Origin of the sequence: Pseudomonas sp. S04 (assembly GCF_009834545.1) — a bacterium.
Classification (GTDB): Bacteria; Pseudomonadota; Gammaproteobacteria; order Pseudomonadales; family Pseudomonadaceae; genus Aquipseudomonas.
Genome location: NZ_CP019427.1, coordinates 2,148,681 through 2,170,324 on the forward strand (window position 1 = coordinate 2,148,681; position 21,644 = coordinate 2,170,324).

Sequence of the window (21,644 nt, forward strand, 5' to 3'; positions counted from 1 at the left end):
TCACAGAATCGCGGCCGCCTTGGTCAAAAACCAGATGATGATCACCACCAACAGGGCACCGATGCCGACTACAGCACCCAAGTCCTTCCAGGTCTTGCGCTGGTTCTGCACGTCGGCATAGACGGTCAGCGAATGCCAGGCCACACCGAGAAAGGCGAGCAGGGCGATCAGCAGACCCAGCAGGATGCCGCCGTCGTAGGCGTAGTTTTTGATCGTCTCGATCAAACCAGATCCTTCGCCACGCGAAGGGGCTTCCATGGTCGGGAGTTCGGCAAAAGCCAGGCTTGGACCGAGCACCAGCAACAGACCGATCAAGCGCAGGTTCGCACGATCACGCAGGTTGTTTTTCAGGGGGACAAGGCACTTGAGCATGACGGCGATCTCCTGGTTTAGGAAAGGGTGAAGAACATCAGAACCAACAACGCGAGCAACACGCGTGCAGTGCTGCCACCGAAGAAGCCGAAGCGCACACTGCCTGTCGCCCATCCCCGGTAAGCCGTCCACATCACCCAGGTACACCAAAGCAAAGCCAGGACGAGAACCAGGGACAGCCACAGTGTCGAACTGCTTTGCGCCGAAAAGCCGGAGGCGTTTTGAAAAGCGGAGCTCTGAGCGTCAGTCATGCTCATGGCGACGGCTCCGCGGGCAGTGCGTCCAGACGGTAATCGCCGACCAATTCAGTAGCATCGCGGGGTTGAGCGCGAGAGGGGGACATATAGCCCTGCACCCCCTGGCGAATACGTTGGATGTCCTTAGACAGACGGAGATAGTCGAAGCGATAGCGCTCGACTGGTTCAGCCGTGCTGGCTGCCTCAGCTCGTGTCGCAAGGCGTTCGATGGTGTCGAGTTGCCGCTGGATAAGGCTGAGTTGATCCTGCTCATGAGCCGAGGCGGCATAGCTGCTGCCGTGAACGATAGCCAGCGAGAGTAGTAAGCAGCGAAAGACGGTAATCGGCATGATGCTGTCCCATATGGAGCTGGGAGCAGAATCAAGTCAAAGGTCGAATTATTCCGTAAGAAACCTGAGGTCTAATGAATCGCTTTTTCTGGGGAGGTACTGGAGATGTTTACTTACAGCTATGTGGTCCTTCGATCTTTGATGGAGAGAGTGGTTGAGGCTCTAGGGAAATTCCACTCTCGATGAGTTTCGTTGGTGACGGTATCCGTTTCGTAAGGACACCCAGCAAGGCTGCCTCGGAGTAGAACGGATGGCCGAAATCCTCGCTGCCGACTCGTTTGTCTGTCACAAAAAACGGACGTGCAGTGCGCCGGGCACATGCTGAATAATGGCCAAGATAACGCCTTTGTGCCGCTCGCTGGACAGTTACGGATTCCTTTTATACTGACGGGTAGTAAGTAGATTTTGATAGCAAAACGGCCTGCATCGAACACCACAAGAATTGATATGGAAAGTGATATGGCTATCTCTGACGAACATAAGAGGCTGACGGCGCTGTGAGCGAACTGGTTCCGCAAAAGAGTCTTTGGCGTTATTGCCACGGAGCTGACTTGCGATCGACACCACATGTAGTGGTCCAGAGGAAGAGACCATGCCATTCCCAAAGATCCACCAGCACAGTTCACACGTACCTACTGGTCCGATCATGCCGGACTACGTTCGCGAGCAGTAGGAACAGCGCCATATCGAATGGCTTGCTCATGTTCGACTACCAATGTAAGTCGATAACAGGTCGATACGGCCGAGTCCCAACTCGTAGCTGATTTGCACTCGGGCATCCTGATCTAGGCGTCGGTCGAGTTGGTAGCAACGGCCACCGTTGATGGGCGCGAGATGATGAGTGATCTGCTCATAGCGCTCGCACGCATAGGCGACCCGAAGTTCGTGGAAGCCTTTGAGGTTGTGCGAGTGGAGGATCTCTCGTGCGGGGCGGACGATTTGCCGTTGTAAATCGACATAGCGTTCGTTCGGTGCAAGCAGGTTGCGGCTACCGTTGGGCGAAACCTGTTCGGCAAATTTCAGCGCTTCATGAATAGGATCATTTACCGTGATCCAACGAAGCGCCGACGCACGTGAGCGGCCACCTTGGATGCCATCTCGGATGTTGATTTTGCCGCAGTGTTCGGTCTCATGTTTTAGGCGCGGTAGATCGGCCAAAATGGCCTCGCGCAAGCGCATGCCGGTGGCTCGCGCCAACTGAACGATAGCCGCCGCGCGCGGCATTTGGTGTTCGCAGAGCGCGTCAACGATCCGCGTCACCTGCTCATGGTCTTGGCCTTGCGGCGTCGAGCGACGAACACTGGTACGCCGCATTCCCAAGGCCTTACTCGGGCTCGGCACCGCCACAGACTGATCGCCGCGAAGCGCCGCCATAGTCCGGTTCACGCTGGACAACCGGTTTTGTGCGGTGGCGATGCCGATAGCACCTTGTTCAACTTGTTGGCGCAGATGCCCTGCGTAGTCCAGCAAGGTCTGCCGATCTATCTGTCGCGCATCGTTAAACCCCGGCCCATCCTCCGAACGACACCAGCGGACAAACGCCTGCCAGCGATCACTGTGCGCCTTGACCGTGGCGTAATGCCCGCCGCCAAAAAGATCGCGCAAGGCTTGCGGTCCGGCATAACTCAGTTGTCGGCCATAGCCAAAATTGCGCCCATCTCGTCTACCAACCAATGCCATGATCAAACTCCTCTCGAAGCCAAACACCTGTGAGGGTTGTCCACTAACGCGGGACTGGCGGCTCCTTACGACCGGGAGCTTGGGCCTCTCATGAGCTAACCTCCTGAACACTTCCGCGGATAAGCATTTGTGTCGCACTCAGAGATATTTTTTGAATGTCGCCGTCGTGATGGCCATGGCGACCCCGAGCATCACGGCGCAAGGCAGAAGTACCGCCATTGGGTTGAGCGAAAAGGGTAGGGACAGGTAAAGGATCCAGGGCACGATCAGCAGTGGGATGACCGCTCGCTTGGCCCGATGATAGACAAAGCTGCTTTCGCGCCCAGCGCCGAATTTACGCAGGTCGCGGCGCATCAAACCATCGATGAAGCCGGTGAGCATGGCCAGCAAAAGCAGGGGGGTCGCCAAGACCAGAATGGTCAGACGCACCACGAAAGTGAAAGTGACATACACCGCCGCCAGTACAAAATCCTCGATGCTCACATACAGCTGATTGAGCTCGCTCCAGAAGCCGTTGTCCTGGCTCGACGCCCGCGCCTGCTGGGCGAAATCCGTAAAACCGGTCTTGACCAGTAACCACTGCTGGAGGAAAGCCAGCCACTGGACAATCGTCTGTCCAGGCTGTTGGATAATCAGTGAGGATGTGAAGTGCTCACTGAGCCAGCCCAGTTCGCGACTCAGCATCGCCTGACTGTGTCGCCAGCCTTGATCACCCCAGAACAGCAGCAGACCGGCCCACTCGATCAGAATCGAGAACAGCAACGAGGCGATCAGCAAACCGATGACGTGCAGGACCAGGTTAATCGCCGAGACGATTAGCCCTGGGCGCTGGATGGGTTGCGGTGGAGGGTTCTGAGCTGAAGTCATCCTTCTTGACTCCGCGAGATGCACAGCAGGGCCGACGGCGTCATGGGGCCTCCTGAGCAGGAACACTTGCATCCACCGCTGAAGAAGTGCGTGGAGGCGTAACCCGATCTGGATCGAAGTCGAGCGTCGGGCCGCCGCCACTTGCACTCCACCAGTGACCCGCCTGTTCGTTGTAGCTGGTGCGCATCCGCTGGGTGAGCTCCTGCAGATCCTTGGGCATCGCATCGTCGGGAGAGGGCCTGGGCAGTGGCATACGGACTTTCCAGAGCTGCCCGCCCACCTGGAAGGAGAACATTTGCCCCTTGGGCAAGCTGACGATGTGAGCCGGCTCGATCAGGGGCACGCAGGTGCTGCTGACCCGATCTTGGGAGGACGAAGTGAAGTCCGTGTTGGCCTCCGGGTCGGAGGTATCGGTGGCCCCCGAGACCAGGGTTTTCGTCAGCACGTTGATCTTGGGCAATTGTTGGGTGAGCAGTTCCGCGGTGGCGGTTTCGCGCACCCGGAGCATCTGCAGGGTGTTGAAGTTACCGATGACCTGGCCGGCTTTGGCCCGGTTGCCGATGCGTGCCTCAATATCGCTGAGGGTTTGGGTGTAAGCCGTGACTTGGATACCGGCACCGCCGCCCTTGTTGATCAGCGGAATGAATTCATCGCCCATCAACTCGTTGAACTCATCGGCGTGCAGGTTGATCGGTAGCTTGTCGGCGCTGCTGCCAGCGGTAGGCAAGCCATGGTCGATGCCATGCTTGTAGATGTGTCCGGCGACCGAGACCAGATCGGCGAACATGGAGTTGCCCACGGCAGCGGCGACCTCGGCATCGGTCAGTGCATCGAGGCCGACGTAGACGATGCCGCGCTTACGGATGATCTGTATCCAATCGAAGATCGGTCGTGGGTCATTCAGGTCGGTGTAGTTGGGGGCCAGCAGTTGGGAGGTCTTGCCGGTGGTGAGTTTCTCCAGCAGCGGCAGTAGGGAGGCAACGATTTTGTCGAAGTAAGTACGGTCATATCGCACCGCCGAACGCAGTCCATCCATTACCGGATCAAATACCCGCTTCACCGCTAGGTACTGCTCGATCGCCACCACGCGCTTTTCGCGCCCGATCATATGCCGGGGAATGTTTTTCTCGGTGAGTTTGCCTTCAAGCTGGACGATCACTTCCCACGCCTTCGGGTCAGTTTTGGCGAAAAACTGCTGGGCGTATTCGATGAACAGTGCGTCGATGTTGACCACATGCCGTTGGATCTGCAGGTAGTCTGGACGTCGGCCTAGCTCGATCAGCGCTCGGGCGATGATGTTGACGAAACGCCAGGCGAACTCGCGAAAAGCCGCAGAGTTACCTTCACCGCTAAGCTGCCCGGCGATGCGTGACGCCACTTCCGAGATACGACCGAAACGTCCCACGGCGTTGTAGCGGGCCGAGATTTCTGGCCAGCCCAGATGGAAGACATAAAACTCCTTCTCCCTACCGGCACGTTTGGCTTCGACGTACATGCGCTTGAGCAGGTCGGCATCGCCCTTCGGATCGAAGACAATCACTACCTCGTGTTCAACGCGGTGTATGTCCTGGGTGATGTACACCTCGGCGAGTCGCGTTTTGCCGACACGGGTCGTGCCCAGCACCAGGGTGTGTCCGACCCGTTCGCCCAGCGGCAGGCTGACTTCCGTTTCGTTGGGTTCGACCCCATGCAACAGCGGCGAACCACCGACCGGGGGCAAAGGGCGCAACGGATTGAAGGCGCTGTCCCAGGCCGTGACACGCGCCAGTGACGAGAGCGGAAACGGTGCATGCTCCAGGCGGCGTTCGAGTTCACGTGCCAGCCGGTAACAGGTCGGTTGGTCGACATAGTGGGCGACCGCCGGATCCTGGGCTTCGACCAGGCGCTGGGTGTGCAGGCGGGTCCAGCGAAAGCCGCGCCCCATAAACAAACGCTTACGGCTGACTGGAATCTGTCGGCTGGTCAGTTCGTAGCGGGGCAGCCGACGGATATTGCGCCGATAACGCAGCACCTCCCAGGCTTGTCGCAGCCGGATTAGGCCGAACAGGGCATAGGCCAGCGCCGCAACCAGACCGATCTCGGGTGACAGGGCCACAGCCCAGGGCGAGTACACGCACAACACCGCGGCAGCGATGCAGATCGCTACGGTGTACAGCTCCACCGCTGGCCGGAGCTTGGACTCCATCGCATGCTCGGCCATGACCTGGACTCACTGTTCCAGTGAGGTGGCAGTGATCAAGACGGGATAGTGCTCAATCTGCAGGCGGGTGGCGATGTCGTTGCCGTTGACCGGCAGGATGGTAATGCCCGGAGCGGCTGCTCGAATCCGGGCCAGGGCTTCATTATCGGCCACTTCGACGGCGAGGCCAGCCGCGCCCATTTCCTGCAGTTCAGCAGCGCGTTGACGCAGCCAAGTCAGCGACTGGGGATCGTCACCGACCAGGAAAAATGGCCGCAAACCAGGCATGCTCAGGGCGCGAGGCGTGATTTTGCCGGGGCTCAACTGAGAGCTGCGGACGGGTAGTATCCAGGCTTCATCGGCAAACGTGGACAGGTCCGCATGCATGGCCCGATCAGGCTGGATCTTATTGTTTATTAGCGGCCTGGCAACCTGAAAATGGGGGCGGGTGAAGTCGCTAGGCTGATCCCCGGCTACGGTCAACTCCGGCTGCGCGAAAGGTGCCAAGAGCAAGATGAAGTAGCATGTAAGTGGCATTCGCTTCATGTTGGTGTGTCCTGTTTGAAGGCAATCAGCAGTCGTTCGAGTTGCCGGGAAAAACCTGCGCGGTAACGTGCGGCTGGCGCTCCTCCCGCCGGGCGGTGATAGCGTCCGGCAGCCAAAACCCAATCACCGGTGGTAGCGTGATGCTCCTGCAACAGCTCGGCGGTCACCGCGAGATTTCGGTAGGGATCAAGGGCTTCGCAAGGGCTGGAAAAACGTTGTCCGTGATAACCCAGGTTGGTTTGCCCGAGACCGGCATCGACCCGCTTGGCGTCATGTCGGGCGAGTGCCTGAAGCAAGGCGTGACAGGCGGCCTGGCGAGTGGCGAAGCGGTAGGGTGTTCCGGCGATGTTCAGGGTCCAAGGCCAGGGCAGCAGTCGACCACGGACGCGGGTACCACTCTCCTGCAGGGCAATCGCGAACAGCACCGTAGAAGGGATGTCGGCGTCATGCGCCGCCAGTTGGTAGGCAGGAGGCGGAAGTTCGTCAGCCTGGACGGCGAGCATTGTCAGCATGAGCGCAATACCACTCAGTCGAGACGTTGCCATTGTCCATTCACCTGTTGAAATGTGGCGGGCAACGACCCCGAGGCACCCAGGCTGAACCAGCGACCACGGTCATGGTTCAGGGTGATTTGCCGGCGTTGAACCTTGGCCGGCTCGATGTCGGCTTGCCGAGCCCAGCTACGGACGCGTTCATCCTCGCCTTGGCTGCCCACTAGGTAGATATCGAACACCGTGTCGCTGCTTTGCAGACGCTGCGCTTCGGCGGTGCACGCTGGGCAGTGGTCCTCCACAAATAGAGCCTGGCGCGACGCGGCCGCTGAGCTGGTAGGGGGCGGGGATGCCATGCCCTGGATCGGCAGCAGCCCGGGAAACAGCTTGGCCCAGGCTGCGGTGTAAGCGTTTTGGTAGGCCAACTCGCGCTCGGCGCGTTTGGCTTCCAGCGCCACCTGTAATTCGGCATAGCGCTGGCGCTCTTGGTCGGTCTGGGCCTCAACCCCAAGTGCGGTCAACGGATCGAGGTTCGGGCTCCAGAAACCGCGTGGACCGGCTTGGATCTGTTCGAAGCGCGTCCACTCCTGCTCCGTCAGCCCCCAGCTTGCCGCCTGTTCAGAGTCAGAGCGCCCCAGGGGAGCGGACTGCGTGTCCTGGATCCGTGACTGTGTCGCGACGGGGTTGCCCACCGCAGCGCCCATGGCCAGTAGCGAAGCGAGACAGACAACGGTGGGCAGTAGCGCTCTGTTCATGATCACTACTCAAGGGAGGTGCACGGTCTGATCTGGCTGAGCGGCCACCGCGAAGATGGCTGAGTTCGGCTCCAGTATTTTCAGGCGCCAAGCCCCTTGCTGCTCACCGCTATGTAGCAGCCGGACATCCGTGAGCGAGCGACTGTCATGAGGTGCGACCGCCAGAAAGCGCTCACCCCCGCGGGACTCGACACTCAATACTGAAAACGGTGGCGAGAGCGGGTTGGGTTTGGGGCGAGCGGTCTTTTTCGGTTTGGTCGCAGAAGGCGTCGGCGGTGGAGGGAATGGCTTGGTCCTGAGGTCCAGGAGCTGCTGCTCGACCTGTTCAATGCGTGCGCGCAGCGCTGTCAGGTCTGCCTGGGTGGCGCGGGCTGCGAGACCATCACGCAGTTCCTGTATCTCTTGCGCCCACTGATCCAACATCGGATCGAGGGTATTGGCCTGTTGCTCACCAGTATCGACCATCTGCTTCAGGTCTTTCAGCGCGTACTGCAGCTTCTCCTGGGCGTCCTTGAGGGCGCTTGAATCATGTTGCAGGGTGTCCAGGGTTTGTCGGTATTGCGTGTTCGTGCTCTGCAGTTCGGCCACGCGTTGATACTGGTTATACAAACCACCGCTCAGGCCGGCGACCGCCAAGCAAAGCAGCCCAATAATGAGGGTTTGAAACGTCGAGGCTCTCATGGGCGTGCCTCCAACAGATGGGGCGAGACGGGTGTGATCAGCGCGACGCCGGCCTCCGTTTTCTGCTGTTCGAAGCAGACCGAACGGCTGACTTCGTCGGTCGTGAGTTGCCAGGCGGGGCCAGCCAGCACTTGCAGCGCGCGGCGCAAAGAGATCGGGCCGAGCCGGTAATGGGCTGCGGGCAGGGGCCGAGTAAACAGCACCCTCACGGACGCGGTAACGGGGCAGAGCGAATAGCCTGAACGCTGCAATACGTACTGCAATGCATCCAGCACAGAAGGGTTCAGGCTGGACGGGATGCTCACGTCAATGATTTGGGCAAGAAGATCGCGTTGTTCCGTGGTGGGCTCGGTGCTGACCAGCGTGTAGCGGCCATAACGAAGCTCTGCCGGATGGCTTTCTTCGGCTATGCCCCTCGAGTGCTGGGCCCGATTGGAGCCACTGTCGATCTCTGGATTGGTCGGCAAAGGGTTGGGGATTTGCGCGGTGCAGGCGCTCAACAAACCCAGCAGGCAGACAGGTGTGAAAAAACGCTCCATGGAAGAAACCTCATGTCAGATTCAGTGCAGAACCTGACATGAGGTGAAGGAGCGATTCCGTGAGAAAGTTGATTCAAGGTGGGTCGTGTTAACGCTGAACACGTTGCTATTCATCGAAAATGGCGAGCCCAACCAAGACGGCAGCGTCGGGGTCGAAGATCAACAATCGCACATCCGCCAATGCCGCCAAATACAGTACGTTGACCAAAGTTTCCGGTGTGCCTGCGTCGAGTTGTTCTTGTCTCAAGCTCGAATAACGATTGCCCTCAATGTTCAGCAAGTTCTCGTCCGTCCATGGCGTGCCGATCAGTTTGCAACCGATACCGCAGCAATCTGGCAGCGTAAAAAGCTCGAACAAGAGGCCGGTTTGCCTCGGAACGAAGTGACTGACCCACTCCTGCAGATAAAGCACCGCTTCTTCGGGAAGGTGCGCGGTACTGATTTCCCAGACTCGACTGTAGTGTCCTGTTTCGAAGCTCAAGTGATGGACCATGGCTTGGGCCTTTTCCAGGGAGTACAGATCACCGAGGTGATGCCGCTCGTTGAGCATTTCGCCCATCACAGCGTAGATCACTTGGCGCACTAGCCCGCTGGACTGACAGCGTTCATCCAAATTAACCGGAATGGAGTGGCCTTCGCTGATCACGGCGAAATCGTCATTGAACAGGCAGGGGAACAGTTCCAGCTCGTCGTCGGACAGATGGGCTTGTGCATCATGCACTGGTCGAAAGCAGGGAGGGCAGTCGTCTTCGTAGGTGATCAGTAGCAGCCGTTCGATATGAAGGTTGTCGTAACTGCGAGCAAATGGGTTTGAGGCCGCCAGCAGGGCTGCAGCTTGGTATGTGGGGTTCATGAAGGTTCTCCAGAATGAAAATGAACAAGGCGCCCGAAGACGCCTGTGAGGGTTAAAGCCAGCCATGTTCGGCAAGGGAGAGAGGACGACCTTCACCGACGATGAAGTGATCCAGTACGCGCACTTCGACCAAGGCCAAGGCCTCCTTCAACCGTGCGGTCAAGATGCGATCCGCCTGGCTGGGTTCCGTACAACCTGAGGGGTGGTTGTGAACAAAAATGGCGGCCGCGGCGTTATGCGCTAGGGAGCGCTTAACGACTTGGCGGGGGTAAACGCTGGCACCATCAATGCTGCCGTGAAAGAGGACTTCGAACGCCAACACCCGGTGTTTGGCATCGAGAAATATCACACCGAAGACTTCATGCTCTTGTTGCACAAGGTGCAGTTTTAGGTATGAAGCCACGGCGTCAGGCGACGTCAGGTTAGGGCCGCGGGCGAACAGCCGACGATCCAGAATATGCAGTGCTTCGTCGATCACCTGGTTTTCTTGGACAATGCGATCAGCCTCGAAATCCGAGGTCTCAATCAGTGTGAGCTGGGTGCTCATGGTGGTACCTCCGAAGGGAACAATCAGGGGTACACGCCCGAGGGGAGTGGTGTCCCCGAGGTGGGTGTGGAGTCGCGGGCGTTAGCAGATGGCGCGCTGTTTACAGTCGCGTGAATCGGTGGCGTTGACCGTGTAGGGGCGAACTACAACCGTCGCAGGGCAATGGGGAAAAAGCTTTTATTCCCCAGCCAGTTTCGGGATCGAAGTCGGCACTGATGGGCATTAACCGAACCAGTTCTCGATGGATGCCGGCGATGCGTTTCTCAATTTCATCCGTCGTGTAATAGAGCGATAACGTGCTGTAGTCCTCGTAAGCAGTAGCAAACAGGCAGTCGTCGCAAAGCCAGAAGGATTCCATGTCGTTCTCCTGTGCTATTGAAGAAAAGGCGCTCGAGGGAGCGCCTTTATGTGGAACATCGTTGACTGTTCAGGCGGACTGAACGGTACGGGTGGCATGACGGCGGGCCGTGTGGGGAGTGGGTAAAGATTCAGGTTCGACCTGAGCCTCTGTTGGTTCGTCGGTCCCCTCAGCTTCGGCCTCAGCCGATGTTGGAGATGGCTCACTGGTGGGCGCTTGCTCAGCAGGTGCTGTTGCTTCCTGCCTGGCGGGCGCTTTGTATTCGAACGTGCCGTTGACCTTGATCCAGTCGATGAACAGCAAACGACCTTTCAGACTGGCGCCTGGTTGGCCTTGTTTATCGCCTTTCTCGTAGAGAAACGGATCAATCCATAGATCGCCGATACGGAACGACAGCAAGACCTTTTTCTCGGCGTTGACAGCGTCCATGTAGAGACGAATCAAACGTTCAGCTTCGCCTCCAGCGACCTTGCAGTCGAAGCGGGTGTACTCCACGGCATCGGTGGCACCGTGCAGGGCGGCGATATCGCAGGCCATGAAGGGTTGGCCGCGGCGGACTTGTACTTCACGAACACGGTTGAGGTAACCGATACCGGTGGTGTGCAGATTGAAGTAAGTGGTCGCTTCTTGGGATTGGTTGGCGTGGGCCATGGTGGTTCTCCTGTTTCAAGGGAAAACGGCGACGCACAGGCCCTGACGGGGAAGTGAGCCCCCGTCAGGGTGGGTAAGGTGAAGTCGAGCGATGAACGACTCGCCACCGGCAAGCCGATGACGATCAGAACGATGCGTCTGGGGAATAGCTGTGCAGCAGAAAACCGTCTGAGGTGGTGATCCGCAGGCATGGGGTAGTGGGCATTCATCACCGCTGAAGCGGTAACCGCGCGAGCTTCCGAACGCTGATCGCACTTGGGTAAACCACCACGAACGTGGCGTAGCCTTGAAGGTTCTGGCTACCTGGGCTGGGCTGTCAACGACAGCGAACCACGCCCTTGGTATAAGCCTGTCATAGGGGAGCGTCAAGACGCTGCAACCGGATTTTTTAAGGCCGGAATACAATGGCAGTCACTGGATTGAAGAAAGTGAAGAGCGGGCCTGGCGGGGTGCCAGGCGAGGAACAGAAAAGCCACCTTTGGCGGTCTTACGCAGTCGACAAGCTCCTCGCAAAACTTGGTTTAACTGCGCCATGATTCGCCAACCGACCCTTGTCGTGGCCTGGGTCGGAAGCTGCTGGCACGCATCCGCGCACAAAGGGTGCCCAGTGTTTCCCCGGCGGGCTCCGGGACTGAATACGATCGTCGAAGCGGATGACCGCTATTGCCTGGCAGAGGCAACAGTGGTCATCCGCCACCACAATCAGGTCGAGCACAAAATGGGAGTGAAATTCCGCAGAAGAGAAGGCTCCGAACTCTAGGAGTCCGACCGAGCTGCCCGGAGCGAATCGGTCTTGGGTCGCCGTTGGCGGTGATCCTGAGGCACTACAGCAGAGAGGGTGGGACGACGTCAAGACAGAGGGCGTCCCTCAGAGCCCCCTATATCGAATGCGAGCGAAGGAGCTCACTTGTTGGCGAGATGAGCGGCTAATTGTTCGACGGTTGCCAAGATATAGGCACGGTCGCTTTCTTTCAGTCCACTCAGCAGACCTGCGATCATCTGGCCCTGGTCATTGGGACGATTGCTCGACTCCGTCAGCAGTTCATCCATTCGGCAGTCGAAAATGTCCGCCAACTGCATCAGCTTGACCACGGAAAGCTCCACTACACCCCGCTCCAGGCGCGATATGGCTTCACTGCCGATCCCCATGCGCTCAGCCACCTCTTCCTGGGTCAGATTACGCTCGGTCCGGTGTTTCGCGATCATGCGCCCGATTTGGGCTTGGGTTGGATGTTTATGTGCCAAGTGATGAGTTCTCCAGTTCAACCCGAATGGTTGAGCAAAGACCTATTGACATGAACATCCTTAGCGGTTGAGTATCGACTTTTTGGGTTGCTATATTGGCTGAAATCGCTGTGTAATGCGACGTGGGTTCTATTCCTCCAGGAATCAGAGTCCAGGGTGGCCCGTGAGAATGAATGGTCTGATAGGGCCAAGCTGAGGAATGGTTGAGCATGGAAGAGCAGAGCGAGAACGTCATGGATCTGATCTGGGATCGAACACTGGAGCTGTTCATCAAGATTCATGATTGCCCTGATAACCACGAACACTTCGACAGCCTTGTCCGTTGGCTCAACGAAAATCCTGCTCACCTGAAAGCGTTCAACGAACTAGGGCAGATATGGATTTCGACAGGCATCGCCTTGGCGCGTGAAATCGGACAACCACTCAGCGACTTAGAGAGGGATCAGCCGCCGTTGATGATGCACTGACCAGTACATCGCCTCCAATATTCATGTTGATCTTCAATGGCGCGTCATGGGCGACACGAATCTTTTCTGATGGGCACAGTGCCTTTGCAGTCTGGGTAGTGGGAGCACGACCAAAATGGCCCTGATTTCCCCTTTCGTCTGAGTGTTGAGGCATTGCATATGGGGCAGGCTGGACCGGCTTCGACAGGTACCGCCAAGGTGAGCGTTCCGCAGTGTTCGACCAATTGCGCAATCCAAGTCGCCTGCTTGGCGACGAACGCATCCAGGGTCAGACGTCCCACTTCGATTTCGTCCAGAGCCTGTTCCCAGATCGCGGTCATACCCGGATCCGCGACTGCAGCAGGTACCGCCTCGATCAGGGTATGGGCCGCTGCGGAGGCCATCAAGGCGCGTTTTTTCTTCAGCAAATAACCGCGATCAATCAACCCCTTGATGATACCGGCTCGCGTGGCTTCGGTGCCGATACCGGTGGTGTCCCGAAGTTTTTGTTTCAGGCGTGGGTCGTTGACCAGCTTGGCCACATTTTTCATGGCCTTGATCAGATCGCCCTCAGTGAGTGGTTTGGGAGCGGCAGTGCGCATGGACTTGAGTTCGACGTCGTCCACTGCGCACTGAGTACCTTGTTGTAAGTCTGGTAAGACTTGAGACTTTTGACTGGGCGCATCGTCCTCGGTGTTGTCGGAGAGCAAGCCTTTCCAGCCCTGGACCAGGATCTGTTTGCCAACAGCGGTCAATCGTTCTTCGCCACACTTCAGTTCGACCTGGGTCCGATCAAACTCATGATGCGGAAGAAATTGCGCGAGGTAGTGGCTACGAATCAGTTCGTAGACTTGGCGTTCTTGTTCGGACATCCGCGCCAGGTTCGCCGGCTCGATGGTGGGGATGATGCCGTGATGCGCTGTGACCTTGGCATCGTTCCACGCACGGGAGTGCAGTAATCGATCGAGTCCTCCCAGTGCGGGCAGCAGTGCAGGATCTGTTTCGAACAGGGCATCGAATACCGCGGGTACCTCGTCGAACATACTCTCAGGCAAATATCGGCAATCGCTGCGCGGGTAGGTGGTGGCTTTGTGGGTTTCATACAGAGCCTGGGCGATGTTCAGGGTTTCCTGAACGCCGAGTCCCAGCTTGCGTGAGCAGACTTCTTGCAGTGTGCTCAGGTCTAAGGGCAGGGGTGGCGGTTCTCGGGAATGCTCAGTCTGCAGCGAGAGTACTGTGGCGGTCTTACTGCTAGAGATCGCTTGGACCGCGTGACGGGCAAGCGCCTGCTGCAGGCAACGACCGGCCTCATCTCGTCCTGAGCTTGGTGGTAACCACGATGCGATGAATGGTTGTCCCATTGAGGACAGGTGCACATCCACGTCCCAGTAGGGTACCGAGACGAAGCTGGCAATCGCGCGATCCCGATCGACTACCAGACGTAAAGTGGGTGTCTGGACGCGTCCAACCGACAATACTCCGTCATAGCCCGCCCGCCGTCCGAGGAGGGTAAACAAGCGACTAAGGTTCATACCGATCAGCCAGTCGGCGCGGCTGCGGGCGAGGGCTGAATGATAGAGCGGGAAGGTCTCCTGGCCGGACTTCAGCGAGGACAATGCTTTGCGAATCGACGCCTCGTTGAGTGCGGATAACCAGAGGCGCTGAACGGGGCCTCGATACTTGCAGAGCTCCAGTAACTCGCGGGCAATCATTTCACCTTCGCGATCGGCGTCGGTGGCGATGACGACGGTGGTAGCTTCGTTGAGCAGCTGTTTGATGATTTTGAACTGCGCGACAGTCTTGGGTTTGACCTCAACCCTCCACTGCGTAGGGAGGATCGGTAGATGATCCAACGACCAGGTTTTGTACTGATCGCCATAGGCTTCAGGTGGGGCCGTTTCCAGCAGGTGACCGATACACCAGGTGACGGTTGAATCGGTGCCGATCAGGCAACCATCACCGCGTCGAGTGGCTCCGAGAACCTTGGCGATGTCACGACCTTGGGAAGGTTTCTCGCAGAGGAAGAGACGCATGGAACTACTCCGGATTGAGTTCGGAGCAGCGTTGTTGGAAACAGCCGTTGCGAGATATGAGAAACCTGAATGGCAGGTTCCTCATATTAGTCGGTGAGGACGGGCATAAATGGTCCGAGGCCGCTAGCCGATTGCAGCGTGGACGATAGTGTGGATCTTCACGAGCAGCGAGTAATAACAACCAGCAACTTCGCGCAAAGGCGCAATTTTTATGCCTGAAGTCAGTCCGTAGATGGCTGTCCTCTGCGCTTTCGGGGTTTGGACGTAGCTGAACTGGCCTGCTCTGTATTTTGCCCGACGTGCGTCGCAGATGCCGCCGGTTCACTGGAGCGTTCCCGCATGACCACACTGTGCACCCGGTGAGGCAGGATGCCGACTCGACGGGCCTCGATCTTGAAGGTCACCCGCGCATTGTCATCGCTGTCCTCCCACTCATCGCGCACGGTGCGGCCTTCGACCAATACGCGCATACCTTTCCGATACAGCGTGCTCCAGTGTTCAGCCTCGCGGTGCCAGAGCTCAACCGGCGCCCAATAGCCGCCTCGATCTTCATAGCTGCCATCGCGTGGCACGGGGTTGTCGAAGTACACATTCAGCCTTAGCAAACGCCGTGGCTCGTCATTACCTGACGGAAATTCCTGGAACTCTGGCGCACTGCCGATATTGCCTTCGCCGACGAAAAAAGTACTCATCGTGATACCTCCACTGCGGTTGTGAACTGGCGCAGCAGCCGTTCGGCACTGTCCATTTTGATCGCACAGGTCGTGGCCTGGCGGTAGAGCGAATGCACCACACTCATCTGTAGATTCAGTGCGATGCGATTGCATTCGAAACGGCGCAATCCCTCGCGTACTACCTGCGTCAGGGCTTTGTTGGAGATCTGGCGTTCCCAGACCGCCACCCCCATACGGGTGAAGTCACGGGTGCGCCAACGCAAAAAGGTGCTGCCAGCGCTGGTGTTCTGCAGCACCAATCGGATACCCAGCAGTGAGTAAGGGGGCTGTCCGGCTTGCTGCACCACAGCCTCCATCAAGTCACATAACTGCGCCTCGATTTCCCTCGCCATCTGCGCCAGCTGCTCCAACTCCCCCTTACCCTTAAAAGGTTTTAAAAGGCCTTTTAGGGAGGCCGCGTGTTCGAGCTGCCGATAAGCATCCGGTGTCAACGCTTCGAAGGGCATTGGTTGAATCGGGATCATGGGATTCATGCTTCGTCCTCCGACTCATCCACTGTCGCAGATGGCTCTCCGGCTTCCTCTGCCAACGCGTCAGCATCATCCACTGCTACCGCACCACGACGAATGATTGGCGGCGCGAACTGGGAGCGACGAATACCTTCAAGGATGTCCATCGGGGGCAAACCCAGTTTCTCAATGGCCGCAATGGCACGGGCGTTGTTCGCCGCCATGTCGTCGCGGGTGACGCCAGCATGCCGATAGCGTTGCGCTTGGCCGAACAGGCTGCGCAGCAGATGGGCACCGTCGTCGATCCAGGCTTCCATGTCTCTGCGACCGATCAGGGCGGTGTGATGGGCCAATAGGGTACGACGCACCAGGGTGTCGTAATCGGTCAGCAGGTAGACCGCCAGAAAACCCAGCTGGCTGCCGATATACAACGGCAAGGTCACGGGGTGGATATTGAGGTTGTCGCCCATATCGATCTGCGTCGGCAGGTCTTGTCTGATCCGATCCAGCTGTTGGGTCAGTTCCAGCATTCCGATCTTGGCTTGCGTCAGTTTTTCTTCGAGTTGCACGATGGCCCAGTCGGCATAGGGATCATCCTGGGCCGCGGTTTGTTTGATCAGGTTGGTGGCACTGATGTAACCGGCCATGCCCATGATCGAGTGGACGCCTTCGCGTGCGGTCCGACCTTGCCAGATACGGGCAGCGTGGTGAGTGTGCAGGGTCAGGGTAATGCTGCTGCGCAATGAACCCAGATTGAGTTGATAGTGATCGGCCACGGTGATGTCCTCGCATTCGCTTGGAGGGGAACGTTGCGACAGATGAGAGGTAAAGACAGCCAAAAAGCTGAATGCGGTCTGTTCGGTTTGGTTTAAGAGTGCTAACTATGTAGACGTCAGTAGATTTGATGCCAGTGGCATCAAATCTATTGACGTCCACCGCGTTTGCCACGCAGTTGGCGTAGCTCATTCAGGCACGCTAGTGCGAGGGCGGATGCGGGTTCGCCCTGTTGTCGAGTTGATCGCGAGGTGGCCGGTAGGGGCGGTTCTGCAATGGGTAAAGGTTCTGCCTGACCTGCCCAAGGACGAAAATCGCCTTTCAGCGCACGCTGGATTAGACCCATCAGATAGGCCGCTGGCTTGCGGATTCCACCGGCCGCACAGCGTGCCCCCGCTTCGTTGAGCACCGCCTGCCGATCCGCTGGTTTAAGTTTGTTCAACGCCACGGTGACGGCCTGATGCTCGCTTGGGCTCAGGTGCAGTGGGGTGGGCCAGAGCAGGTTATCCACCGCCGGGGTCGCGCGCGGTACAGTACAAATACTTTCTTTTAATACAGTACAGGCGGCGTTCGGATTCCGAACGGTGCCGGAAACGCTGGTGTTCAAGCCTGGTTCGGATTCCGAACGAAGGTCTGCACGATTCCGAACGCGGTGATCGCCACCCCGTTCGGAGTCGCGTAACGCGTCAGCGGTTGCCCGATCCAATCCTTGCTGTGTCCAATGTTCGCCCCAACTGTCGAGCCGCGTCGGTAACCGATCCCGATCGATATTCGTGTCCTGGCGGACCTCCTCCACTACGTGCTGGGCGACAATACGCACCGCTTTGGTGGCATGAGCGAGGGCATGTCCGACCAGCTCCAGGTAATCCTGATCCAGTTCCATGGCCTCTGCGGGGGTTAACGGCTCATCGTGTAGAACATACAGAGAACCTTGATGACGTCCGCTGATCTGATCGCGGGCGCGACTCACCAAGCTGAGCCAGCGGGTCAGTCTGAGCATCGTCAAGACGCGGGCGATGGTTTCACGGGAAGCTGATGCACCGTAGGGCACGCTCGAAAGGTACGGCTGCAAATCTTCATAGCGCGGCGTGACCACGCCCTGGCCTTGCAACATGAGTCGAAATACTTGCCAGGCATTACGTTCCAACGGCGTCAACCGACTATCCAGCAGCAGTCGACGCGGCACGACTTCGTGTGATTGACCACTGAACAGAAAACCAGCTTGCAGAGCCTGGTAAGAGGGCTGTTCAGTGGTAGGGCGTGCTGGCCAGCGTTCACTCAGCTGTTGGGTGCATTGCTGCAGGACACGCTGCCAGCGACTGGAAGGGGCGGTGTTCATATTTCGTTGCTGTAATGGTCGATCTGCTGCCACACGATGGTCAAGCTGATCTGTTGTTCTTCGGCCAGCATCATCATGGCGTCGAGCTGATCCTCGGTACCGTCCTGCGCGCGTAGCTGGCACCATCGCTGCCAGAGCGCATGTTCCTGGGCTTCGCTCAAATGCTGAGGACGGCCCTTACGGGTTTCTATCTTGAGCAGGCGTCGACGCAGGGCGGTTTCCGAATGCGCCAAGCCGAAGCAGCGATACATGATGGTGCTGCTGGCGCCCAGCTTGAGCGCTCGATTGATCAGCCGTTCGTTCTGCTCGTCGCGTTCGGCTTGCTCGATCAACCGATGTAGCACCGGCGAGTCAATCTTGACCTCAACCCAAGGTACGGTGGCATGGGCCAGGCGCGACAGCGTGGTGGGCGGTAAGGATTGCAACAGGTAGATGTCGTCCTCACCCAAGCCGAGTGCTTTGCAGCGTTGCAGGTTACCCAGGCGCAACTCGTGAAGGACCTGGGTCAGCATGGCCTGGTTGAGCACATTGAAGGATAAGCTCATGGCAATTCCTTCTGTGAGTTGACTTCATGGGGAAGCGTTAAGTCGATCAGGCGACGGGCTAGGCGGATCAGGCGATACAGTTTGATGAGCAAGCCGTCGGGCAGTCGCTCCAGTCCCACATCCACGGCGGGACGATCTGTCAGCGGGAGTTGGTAGACCCCCAACAACAACTGGCCGAACAGGGCTGAGGGCAGTTGCTTGCGGTCCTCCCAGTTAACGTCGTCTTGAGCGCGTAGCAGGGCCAGGAGCAGTAGGTGAACGCCGGTCGCGCGAGGCGCTGCAAGATCAAGTGGCTCGATGTTGAGGGCAAAACCCAAGCCATGCGTCTGATCGATGATGCTCTCGGGATGTCCGGCATAGGTCGCCATTTCCCGCGCCAGTCCGGCAATGGCTAAACGCAGTTCTTCGGGGCTATCCAGTGTGGGTGCGATGATCCAGATGTCGTCGATCGCGCATGCCTCGACGGTCGGTGCTGTATCGATTGAGATCTCGCGCTCGATCTGTTCACGAATCTGTTGAACACGTGACGGAGGGCTGACCTCTGAAACGACATTCGTTTCGTGCGGTGTTAGCCGTTCCTCTCGCGCTGTTTCGGTCAGGGACTTGGTCTCAGTTGATTTGGGATGAGGATCGGAGGAGAGAGGTTCTGCCGCGGCTTCATTAACGCTCGGCAGAGGGGTGTTCTCTGAGGGCGTGGTGATGACAATGCCAGGCGTCGAGATGACTCGTTGGGTATCGCTCAGCTCCAGGGCCAACATACGGTAGGACTGTCCGAGTAAACGGCTCATGCGTTCAAGCAGTTCATCCTGGAGCTGCTCAAGATCGAATGACTCGGGGTCGGTGTCAAAGTCGCCCAGGGTATCGAGCCAAAACTCGGCGAACGCAACAGTGACGGTTGGATAATGGTTCCAGGTTCGTTCGGCCTGGCTACGCAGACCGATTAGTCGTTCGATCTGTGGTTTACCCAATCCGGCATACAGGGTTTGTGGAATGGCGGGCAGTACGTGTTCAAGGGTGTCCAACATACGGCTGATGTGTGATTGCGAAATCGGATAGCCTCCAGCGGCAAGACGTCGTGCCAGCTCACGTTGTGATAGCACAGCTCCCTCTCGTTCGAGCATGGCTTTGAGTTTGGCTACCGCCAGAGCCCGTTCGATGAACGTGAGTTGGCCATGTAGATCGCTTTCAGCCAGATGGCCGAGTAGGGCGGTGATTTCATTGCTCCAAGGCCGGAACAGGCAATGAATGCGAAAGAAGCGCTCGTCGCGGGTTTCCTGCCACAGCTCGCCGAGAATCGCCAATCGCGTATTACCGCCGTTGCGGATGATGAAATAGGTTTCTCCGGGGCGGCGGGTAATCGGTGGCGGTTGATCCAGCCCGCGTTCACGGATCGAAGCTTTGATATCGTCGTATAGAGGATTACGGATGAAGCGCGGGTTGTGTTCGTACGGCCGCAACTGCTCCAGCGTCACCAACATAGGCGTGTCAGCAAGTGGGTCGGACAGCCGCTCCAGTTCTGAAGCTCGAGGAAAATGGTCCTGATGCAGCTTGTCGGTGACTTCCTCCTGACTGAGCTTTTTCATCTGAATAACCTCAGTTAACGGCGGTTGTGCAAATGATCACCGACCTCGAACTTGACGATCTCGGCAGTCCCTGAACCTTCGAAGTGTCGGGAAAGTTCTGCGAGGAACCAGTTCATGGCCGAGCGCCCACCCTGCAGGCGAAAGACCACAGTGCAGTACTCCTCACAAGGTCGGTGGTGGGGTTGAATGGAGGGTGGAACGATGATGGGCAGTTGATCCAACATCAGAAGACTCCTAGCCAAACATGGTTGGTCTCAAGGTCGATCAAACTCAATGACGGGGTGAGAAATGCCAGTTGGGTGATTTGTCTCATTGAACATCCGCGCATCTGTTCACCGTAGATATCGCCTCGCGCCATTCCGGAGACAACTCAATGGCCAGCGCTTGCATAGTTTCCAATGCTGGTGGCGAGCGTCGTTCGCGTGACCGGCGCGTCTCGATTCGGTGGACTGGTAGGCCGAGGGAGGCGGCATTGAGATACGCCACTCGGTCTGGAACTATGGTTTCTAGAACCGAGATGTTGGTAGCCCCAGCGAAGGTCTCGCGCAGGTCTCGGATGATCATTCGCGTGTCTACTCGGATGCTATTTACCTGGTTCAGCAGCAGTCGCAACGGTGGCGGCGTAATACCCAGGTGACGAAATGATTCGAGATCACTGAACAGCCTCAAAGTGCCGCGGCGTAGTTCGCGGGCGGCTAGCATTTCCGGTGTGATGGGGGAGAGGGCGATATCGCAGGCGAGGATGGCCATCTCTACTAGCACGCTACGTGCGCCTTGGGTGTCGATCAAAAGCAGGTCATAACGGGGGCGAAAATCGTCGAGCAAATTGCGCAGCCGTAATCTCCCGTCAGGGGCGTGCAGCAGTAATGTACTCAACTGGCCCTGAGCGTCGTTGGAGATGATGAGGTCGAGCCCTGCAATCACGGTCCTGGAAATAATCTGTGCAGGCGTTGTTAACTTGAGTGCAATGAGCTCGTGAGCGCCAGCAATAGCTTTCTGGCTCAAGGCGTAATAGCTGGAGAGGGTGGGTTGGCTATCCAGATCGAGCAGTAGAACACGTAGACCAGCATCCGCCAGCAGACCGCCGAGATTGGCGGATACTGTGGTTTTGCCTACGCCACCTTTCGTTGAAACCACCGATAGCACATGCATGGCATCAGACCTGTTGGCCTAAGCGCTCAACGACCCACTGCTCGATTTCTAGCGAGTCCCAGCCAACCGCACGCAACCCTATGCGTTTGGCTTGAGGGAATTTACCTTCCTTCATCAGGTTATAGATGTGTGCACGCTTGAAGCCGGTTTTACGCTCCACCTCCTCACGCCGCATGATGTGACGTTCGAGCGGCGGTTGGAGCAAGTCTGCAATAGGTGAAAGCTGATTGAACATGATG

General features: G+C 57.8%; 27 protein-coding genes. 1 reads left to right on the forward strand and 26 read right to left on the reverse strand.

What is annotated here, in order from left to right:
* The 16 genes from PspS04_RS09670 to PspS04_RS09745 all read right to left on the reverse strand — a co-directional run bounded on the left by PspS04_RS09670 (position 1) and on the right by PspS04_RS09745 (position 12,350).
* Positions 1-372 carry a TIGR03745 family integrating conjugative element membrane protein gene (locus PspS04_RS09670; RefSeq protein WP_069551356.1) on the reverse strand — a complete coding sequence of 124 codons (372 nt, stop codon included), beginning with the start codon at positions 370-372 and terminating at the stop codon, positions 1-3.
* A 17-nt stretch (positions 373-389) separates the two neighbouring features.
* The gene (locus tag PspS04_RS09675) at positions 390-629 is read right to left on the reverse strand and encodes a TIGR03758 family integrating conjugative element protein (protein ID WP_069551357.1); all 240 of its coding nucleotides are present in this window, start codon (positions 627-629) and stop codon (positions 390-392) included.
* On the reverse strand, positions 626-958 hold the full coding sequence (locus tag PspS04_RS09680; protein WP_159994840.1) for an integrative conjugative element protein, RAQPRD family: 333 nt from the start codon (positions 956-958) through the stop codon (positions 626-628). The genes PspS04_RS09675 and PspS04_RS09680 overlap by 4 nt, the downstream gene beginning before the upstream one ends.
* 699 nt (positions 959-1,657) lie before the next feature.
* Positions 1,658-2,638: an integrase domain-containing protein gene (locus PspS04_RS09685; RefSeq protein ID WP_159994842.1), complete on the reverse strand. Its 981-nt coding sequence runs from the start codon at positions 2,636-2,638 to the stop codon at positions 1,658-1,660.
* 138 nt (positions 2,639-2,776) lie between these two features.
* On the reverse strand, positions 2,777-3,505 hold the full coding sequence (locus tag PspS04_RS09690) for a TIGR03747 family integrating conjugative element membrane protein (RefSeq protein ID WP_159998768.1): 729 nt from the start codon (positions 3,503-3,505) through the stop codon (positions 2,777-2,779).
* 40 nt (positions 3,506-3,545) lie between these two features.
* Positions 3,546-5,705: a type IV conjugative transfer system coupling protein TraD gene (traD, locus tag PspS04_RS09695; RefSeq protein WP_159994844.1), complete on the reverse strand. Its 2,160-nt coding sequence runs from the start codon at positions 5,703-5,705 to the stop codon at positions 3,546-3,548.
* Between the two features lie 9 nt (positions 5,706-5,714).
* Positions 5,715-6,230 carry an integrating conjugative element protein gene (locus PspS04_RS09700; RefSeq protein ID WP_159994846.1) on the reverse strand — a complete coding sequence of 172 codons (516 nt, stop codon included), beginning with the start codon at positions 6,228-6,230 and terminating at the stop codon, positions 5,715-5,717.
* Entirely contained in the window at positions 6,227-6,775 is a 549-nt protein-coding gene (locus tag PspS04_RS09705) for a lytic transglycosylase (protein ID WP_159994848.1), read from the reverse strand. The genes PspS04_RS09700 and PspS04_RS09705 overlap by 4 nt, the downstream gene beginning before the upstream one ends.
* Positions 6,757-7,476 (reverse strand): TIGR03759 family integrating conjugative element protein, encoded by a 720-nt coding sequence (locus PspS04_RS09710; protein WP_159994850.1) that lies wholly within the window; start codon positions 7,474-7,476, stop codon positions 6,757-6,759. The genes PspS04_RS09705 and PspS04_RS09710 overlap by 19 nt, the downstream gene beginning before the upstream one ends.
* Before the next feature lie 9 nt (positions 7,477-7,485).
* Positions 7,486-8,157: a chemotaxis protein gene (locus PspS04_RS09715; protein ID WP_159994852.1), complete on the reverse strand. Its 672-nt coding sequence runs from the start codon at positions 8,155-8,157 to the stop codon at positions 7,486-7,488.
* Positions 8,154-8,696, reverse strand: a complete 543-nt coding sequence (pilL2, locus tag PspS04_RS09720) for a PFGI-1 class ICE element type IV pilus protein PilL2 (RefSeq protein WP_159994854.1) — start codon at positions 8,694-8,696, stop codon at positions 8,154-8,156. The genes PspS04_RS09715 and pilL2 overlap by 4 nt, the downstream gene beginning before the upstream one ends.
* Before the next feature lie 106 nt (positions 8,697-8,802).
* Complete coding sequence (locus PspS04_RS09725; RefSeq protein WP_159994856.1) at positions 8,803-9,549, reverse strand: DUF5983 family protein; 747 nt, start codon at positions 9,547-9,549, stop codon at positions 8,803-8,805.
* A gap of 52 nt (positions 9,550-9,601) precedes the next feature.
* A complete protein-coding gene (radC, locus tag PspS04_RS09730) occupies positions 9,602-10,096 on the reverse strand; it encodes a RadC family protein (protein ID WP_159994858.1) in 495 nt (164 codons plus the stop codon).
* Positions 10,097-10,196: 100 nt separating this feature from the next.
* The gene (locus PspS04_RS09735) at positions 10,197-10,454 is read right to left on the reverse strand and encodes a hypothetical protein (RefSeq protein WP_093432336.1); all 258 of its coding nucleotides are present in this window, start codon (positions 10,452-10,454) and stop codon (positions 10,197-10,199) included.
* A 69-nt stretch (positions 10,455-10,523) separates the two neighbouring features.
* Complete coding sequence (locus PspS04_RS09740; protein ID WP_159994860.1) at positions 10,524-11,105, reverse strand: STY4534 family ICE replication protein; 582 nt, start codon at positions 11,103-11,105, stop codon at positions 10,524-10,526.
* 903 nt (positions 11,106-12,008) lie between these two features.
* Positions 12,009-12,350, reverse strand: a complete 342-nt coding sequence (locus tag PspS04_RS09745) for a helix-turn-helix domain-containing protein (RefSeq protein WP_029290882.1) — start codon at positions 12,348-12,350, stop codon at positions 12,009-12,011.
* Between the two features lie 209 nt (positions 12,351-12,559).
* On the opposite strand from PspS04_RS09745, the gene PspS04_RS09750 reads away from it, so the two are divergent.
* A complete protein-coding gene (locus PspS04_RS09750; protein WP_159994862.1) occupies positions 12,560-12,817 on the forward strand; it encodes a hypothetical protein in 258 nt (85 codons plus the stop codon).
* A gap of 44 nt (positions 12,818-12,861) precedes the next feature.
* Here PspS04_RS09750 and PspS04_RS09755 read toward each other — a convergent pair whose 3' ends face one another.
* The 10 genes from PspS04_RS09755 to PspS04_RS09800 form a co-directional block, all read right to left on the reverse strand.
* Complete coding sequence (locus tag PspS04_RS09755) at positions 12,862-14,829, reverse strand: DNA topoisomerase III (RefSeq protein WP_159994864.1); 1,968 nt, start codon at positions 14,827-14,829, stop codon at positions 12,862-12,864.
* A gap of 221 nt (positions 14,830-15,050) precedes the next feature.
* Entirely contained in the window at positions 15,051-15,521 is a 471-nt protein-coding gene (locus PspS04_RS09760) for a single-stranded DNA-binding protein (RefSeq protein ID WP_159994866.1), read from the reverse strand.
* Positions 15,518-16,036 (reverse strand): DUF3158 family protein, encoded by a 519-nt coding sequence (locus PspS04_RS09765; RefSeq protein WP_029290889.1) that lies wholly within the window; start codon positions 16,034-16,036, stop codon positions 15,518-15,520. The genes PspS04_RS09760 and PspS04_RS09765 overlap by 4 nt, the downstream gene beginning before the upstream one ends.
* Entirely contained in the window at positions 16,033-16,788 is a 756-nt protein-coding gene (locus PspS04_RS09770; protein WP_029290892.1) for a PFL_4669 family integrating conjugative element protein, read from the reverse strand. Before PspS04_RS09770 ends, PspS04_RS09765 begins: the two co-directional genes overlap by 4 nt.
* A gap of 146 nt (positions 16,789-16,934) precedes the next feature.
* Positions 16,935-18,125 (reverse strand): STY4528 family pathogenicity island replication protein, encoded by a 1,191-nt coding sequence (locus tag PspS04_RS09775; RefSeq protein WP_029290894.1) that lies wholly within the window; start codon positions 18,123-18,125, stop codon positions 16,935-16,937.
* Positions 18,122-18,670 (reverse strand): DUF2857 domain-containing protein, encoded by a 549-nt coding sequence (locus PspS04_RS09780; RefSeq protein ID WP_159994868.1) that lies wholly within the window; start codon positions 18,668-18,670, stop codon positions 18,122-18,124. The genes PspS04_RS09775 and PspS04_RS09780 overlap by 4 nt, the downstream gene beginning before the upstream one ends.
* On the reverse strand, positions 18,667-20,253 hold the full coding sequence (locus tag PspS04_RS09785) for a ParB family protein (protein WP_159994870.1): 1,587 nt from the start codon (positions 20,251-20,253) through the stop codon (positions 18,667-18,669). Before PspS04_RS09785 ends, PspS04_RS09780 begins: the two co-directional genes overlap by 4 nt.
* A 14-nt stretch (positions 20,254-20,267) precedes the next feature.
* A complete protein-coding gene (locus tag PspS04_RS09790) occupies positions 20,268-20,477 on the reverse strand; it encodes a hypothetical protein (protein ID WP_029290900.1) in 210 nt (69 codons plus the stop codon).
* Between the two features lie 85 nt (positions 20,478-20,562).
* A complete protein-coding gene (locus tag PspS04_RS09795; RefSeq protein WP_159994872.1) occupies positions 20,563-21,405 on the reverse strand; it encodes a ParA family protein in 843 nt (280 codons plus the stop codon).
* Positions 21,406-21,409: 4 nt separating this feature from the next.
* Positions 21,410-21,640, reverse strand: a complete 231-nt coding sequence (locus tag PspS04_RS09800; protein WP_159994874.1) for an AlpA family transcriptional regulator — start codon at positions 21,638-21,640, stop codon at positions 21,410-21,412.
* Positions 21,641-21,644 lie beyond the last annotated feature (4 nt).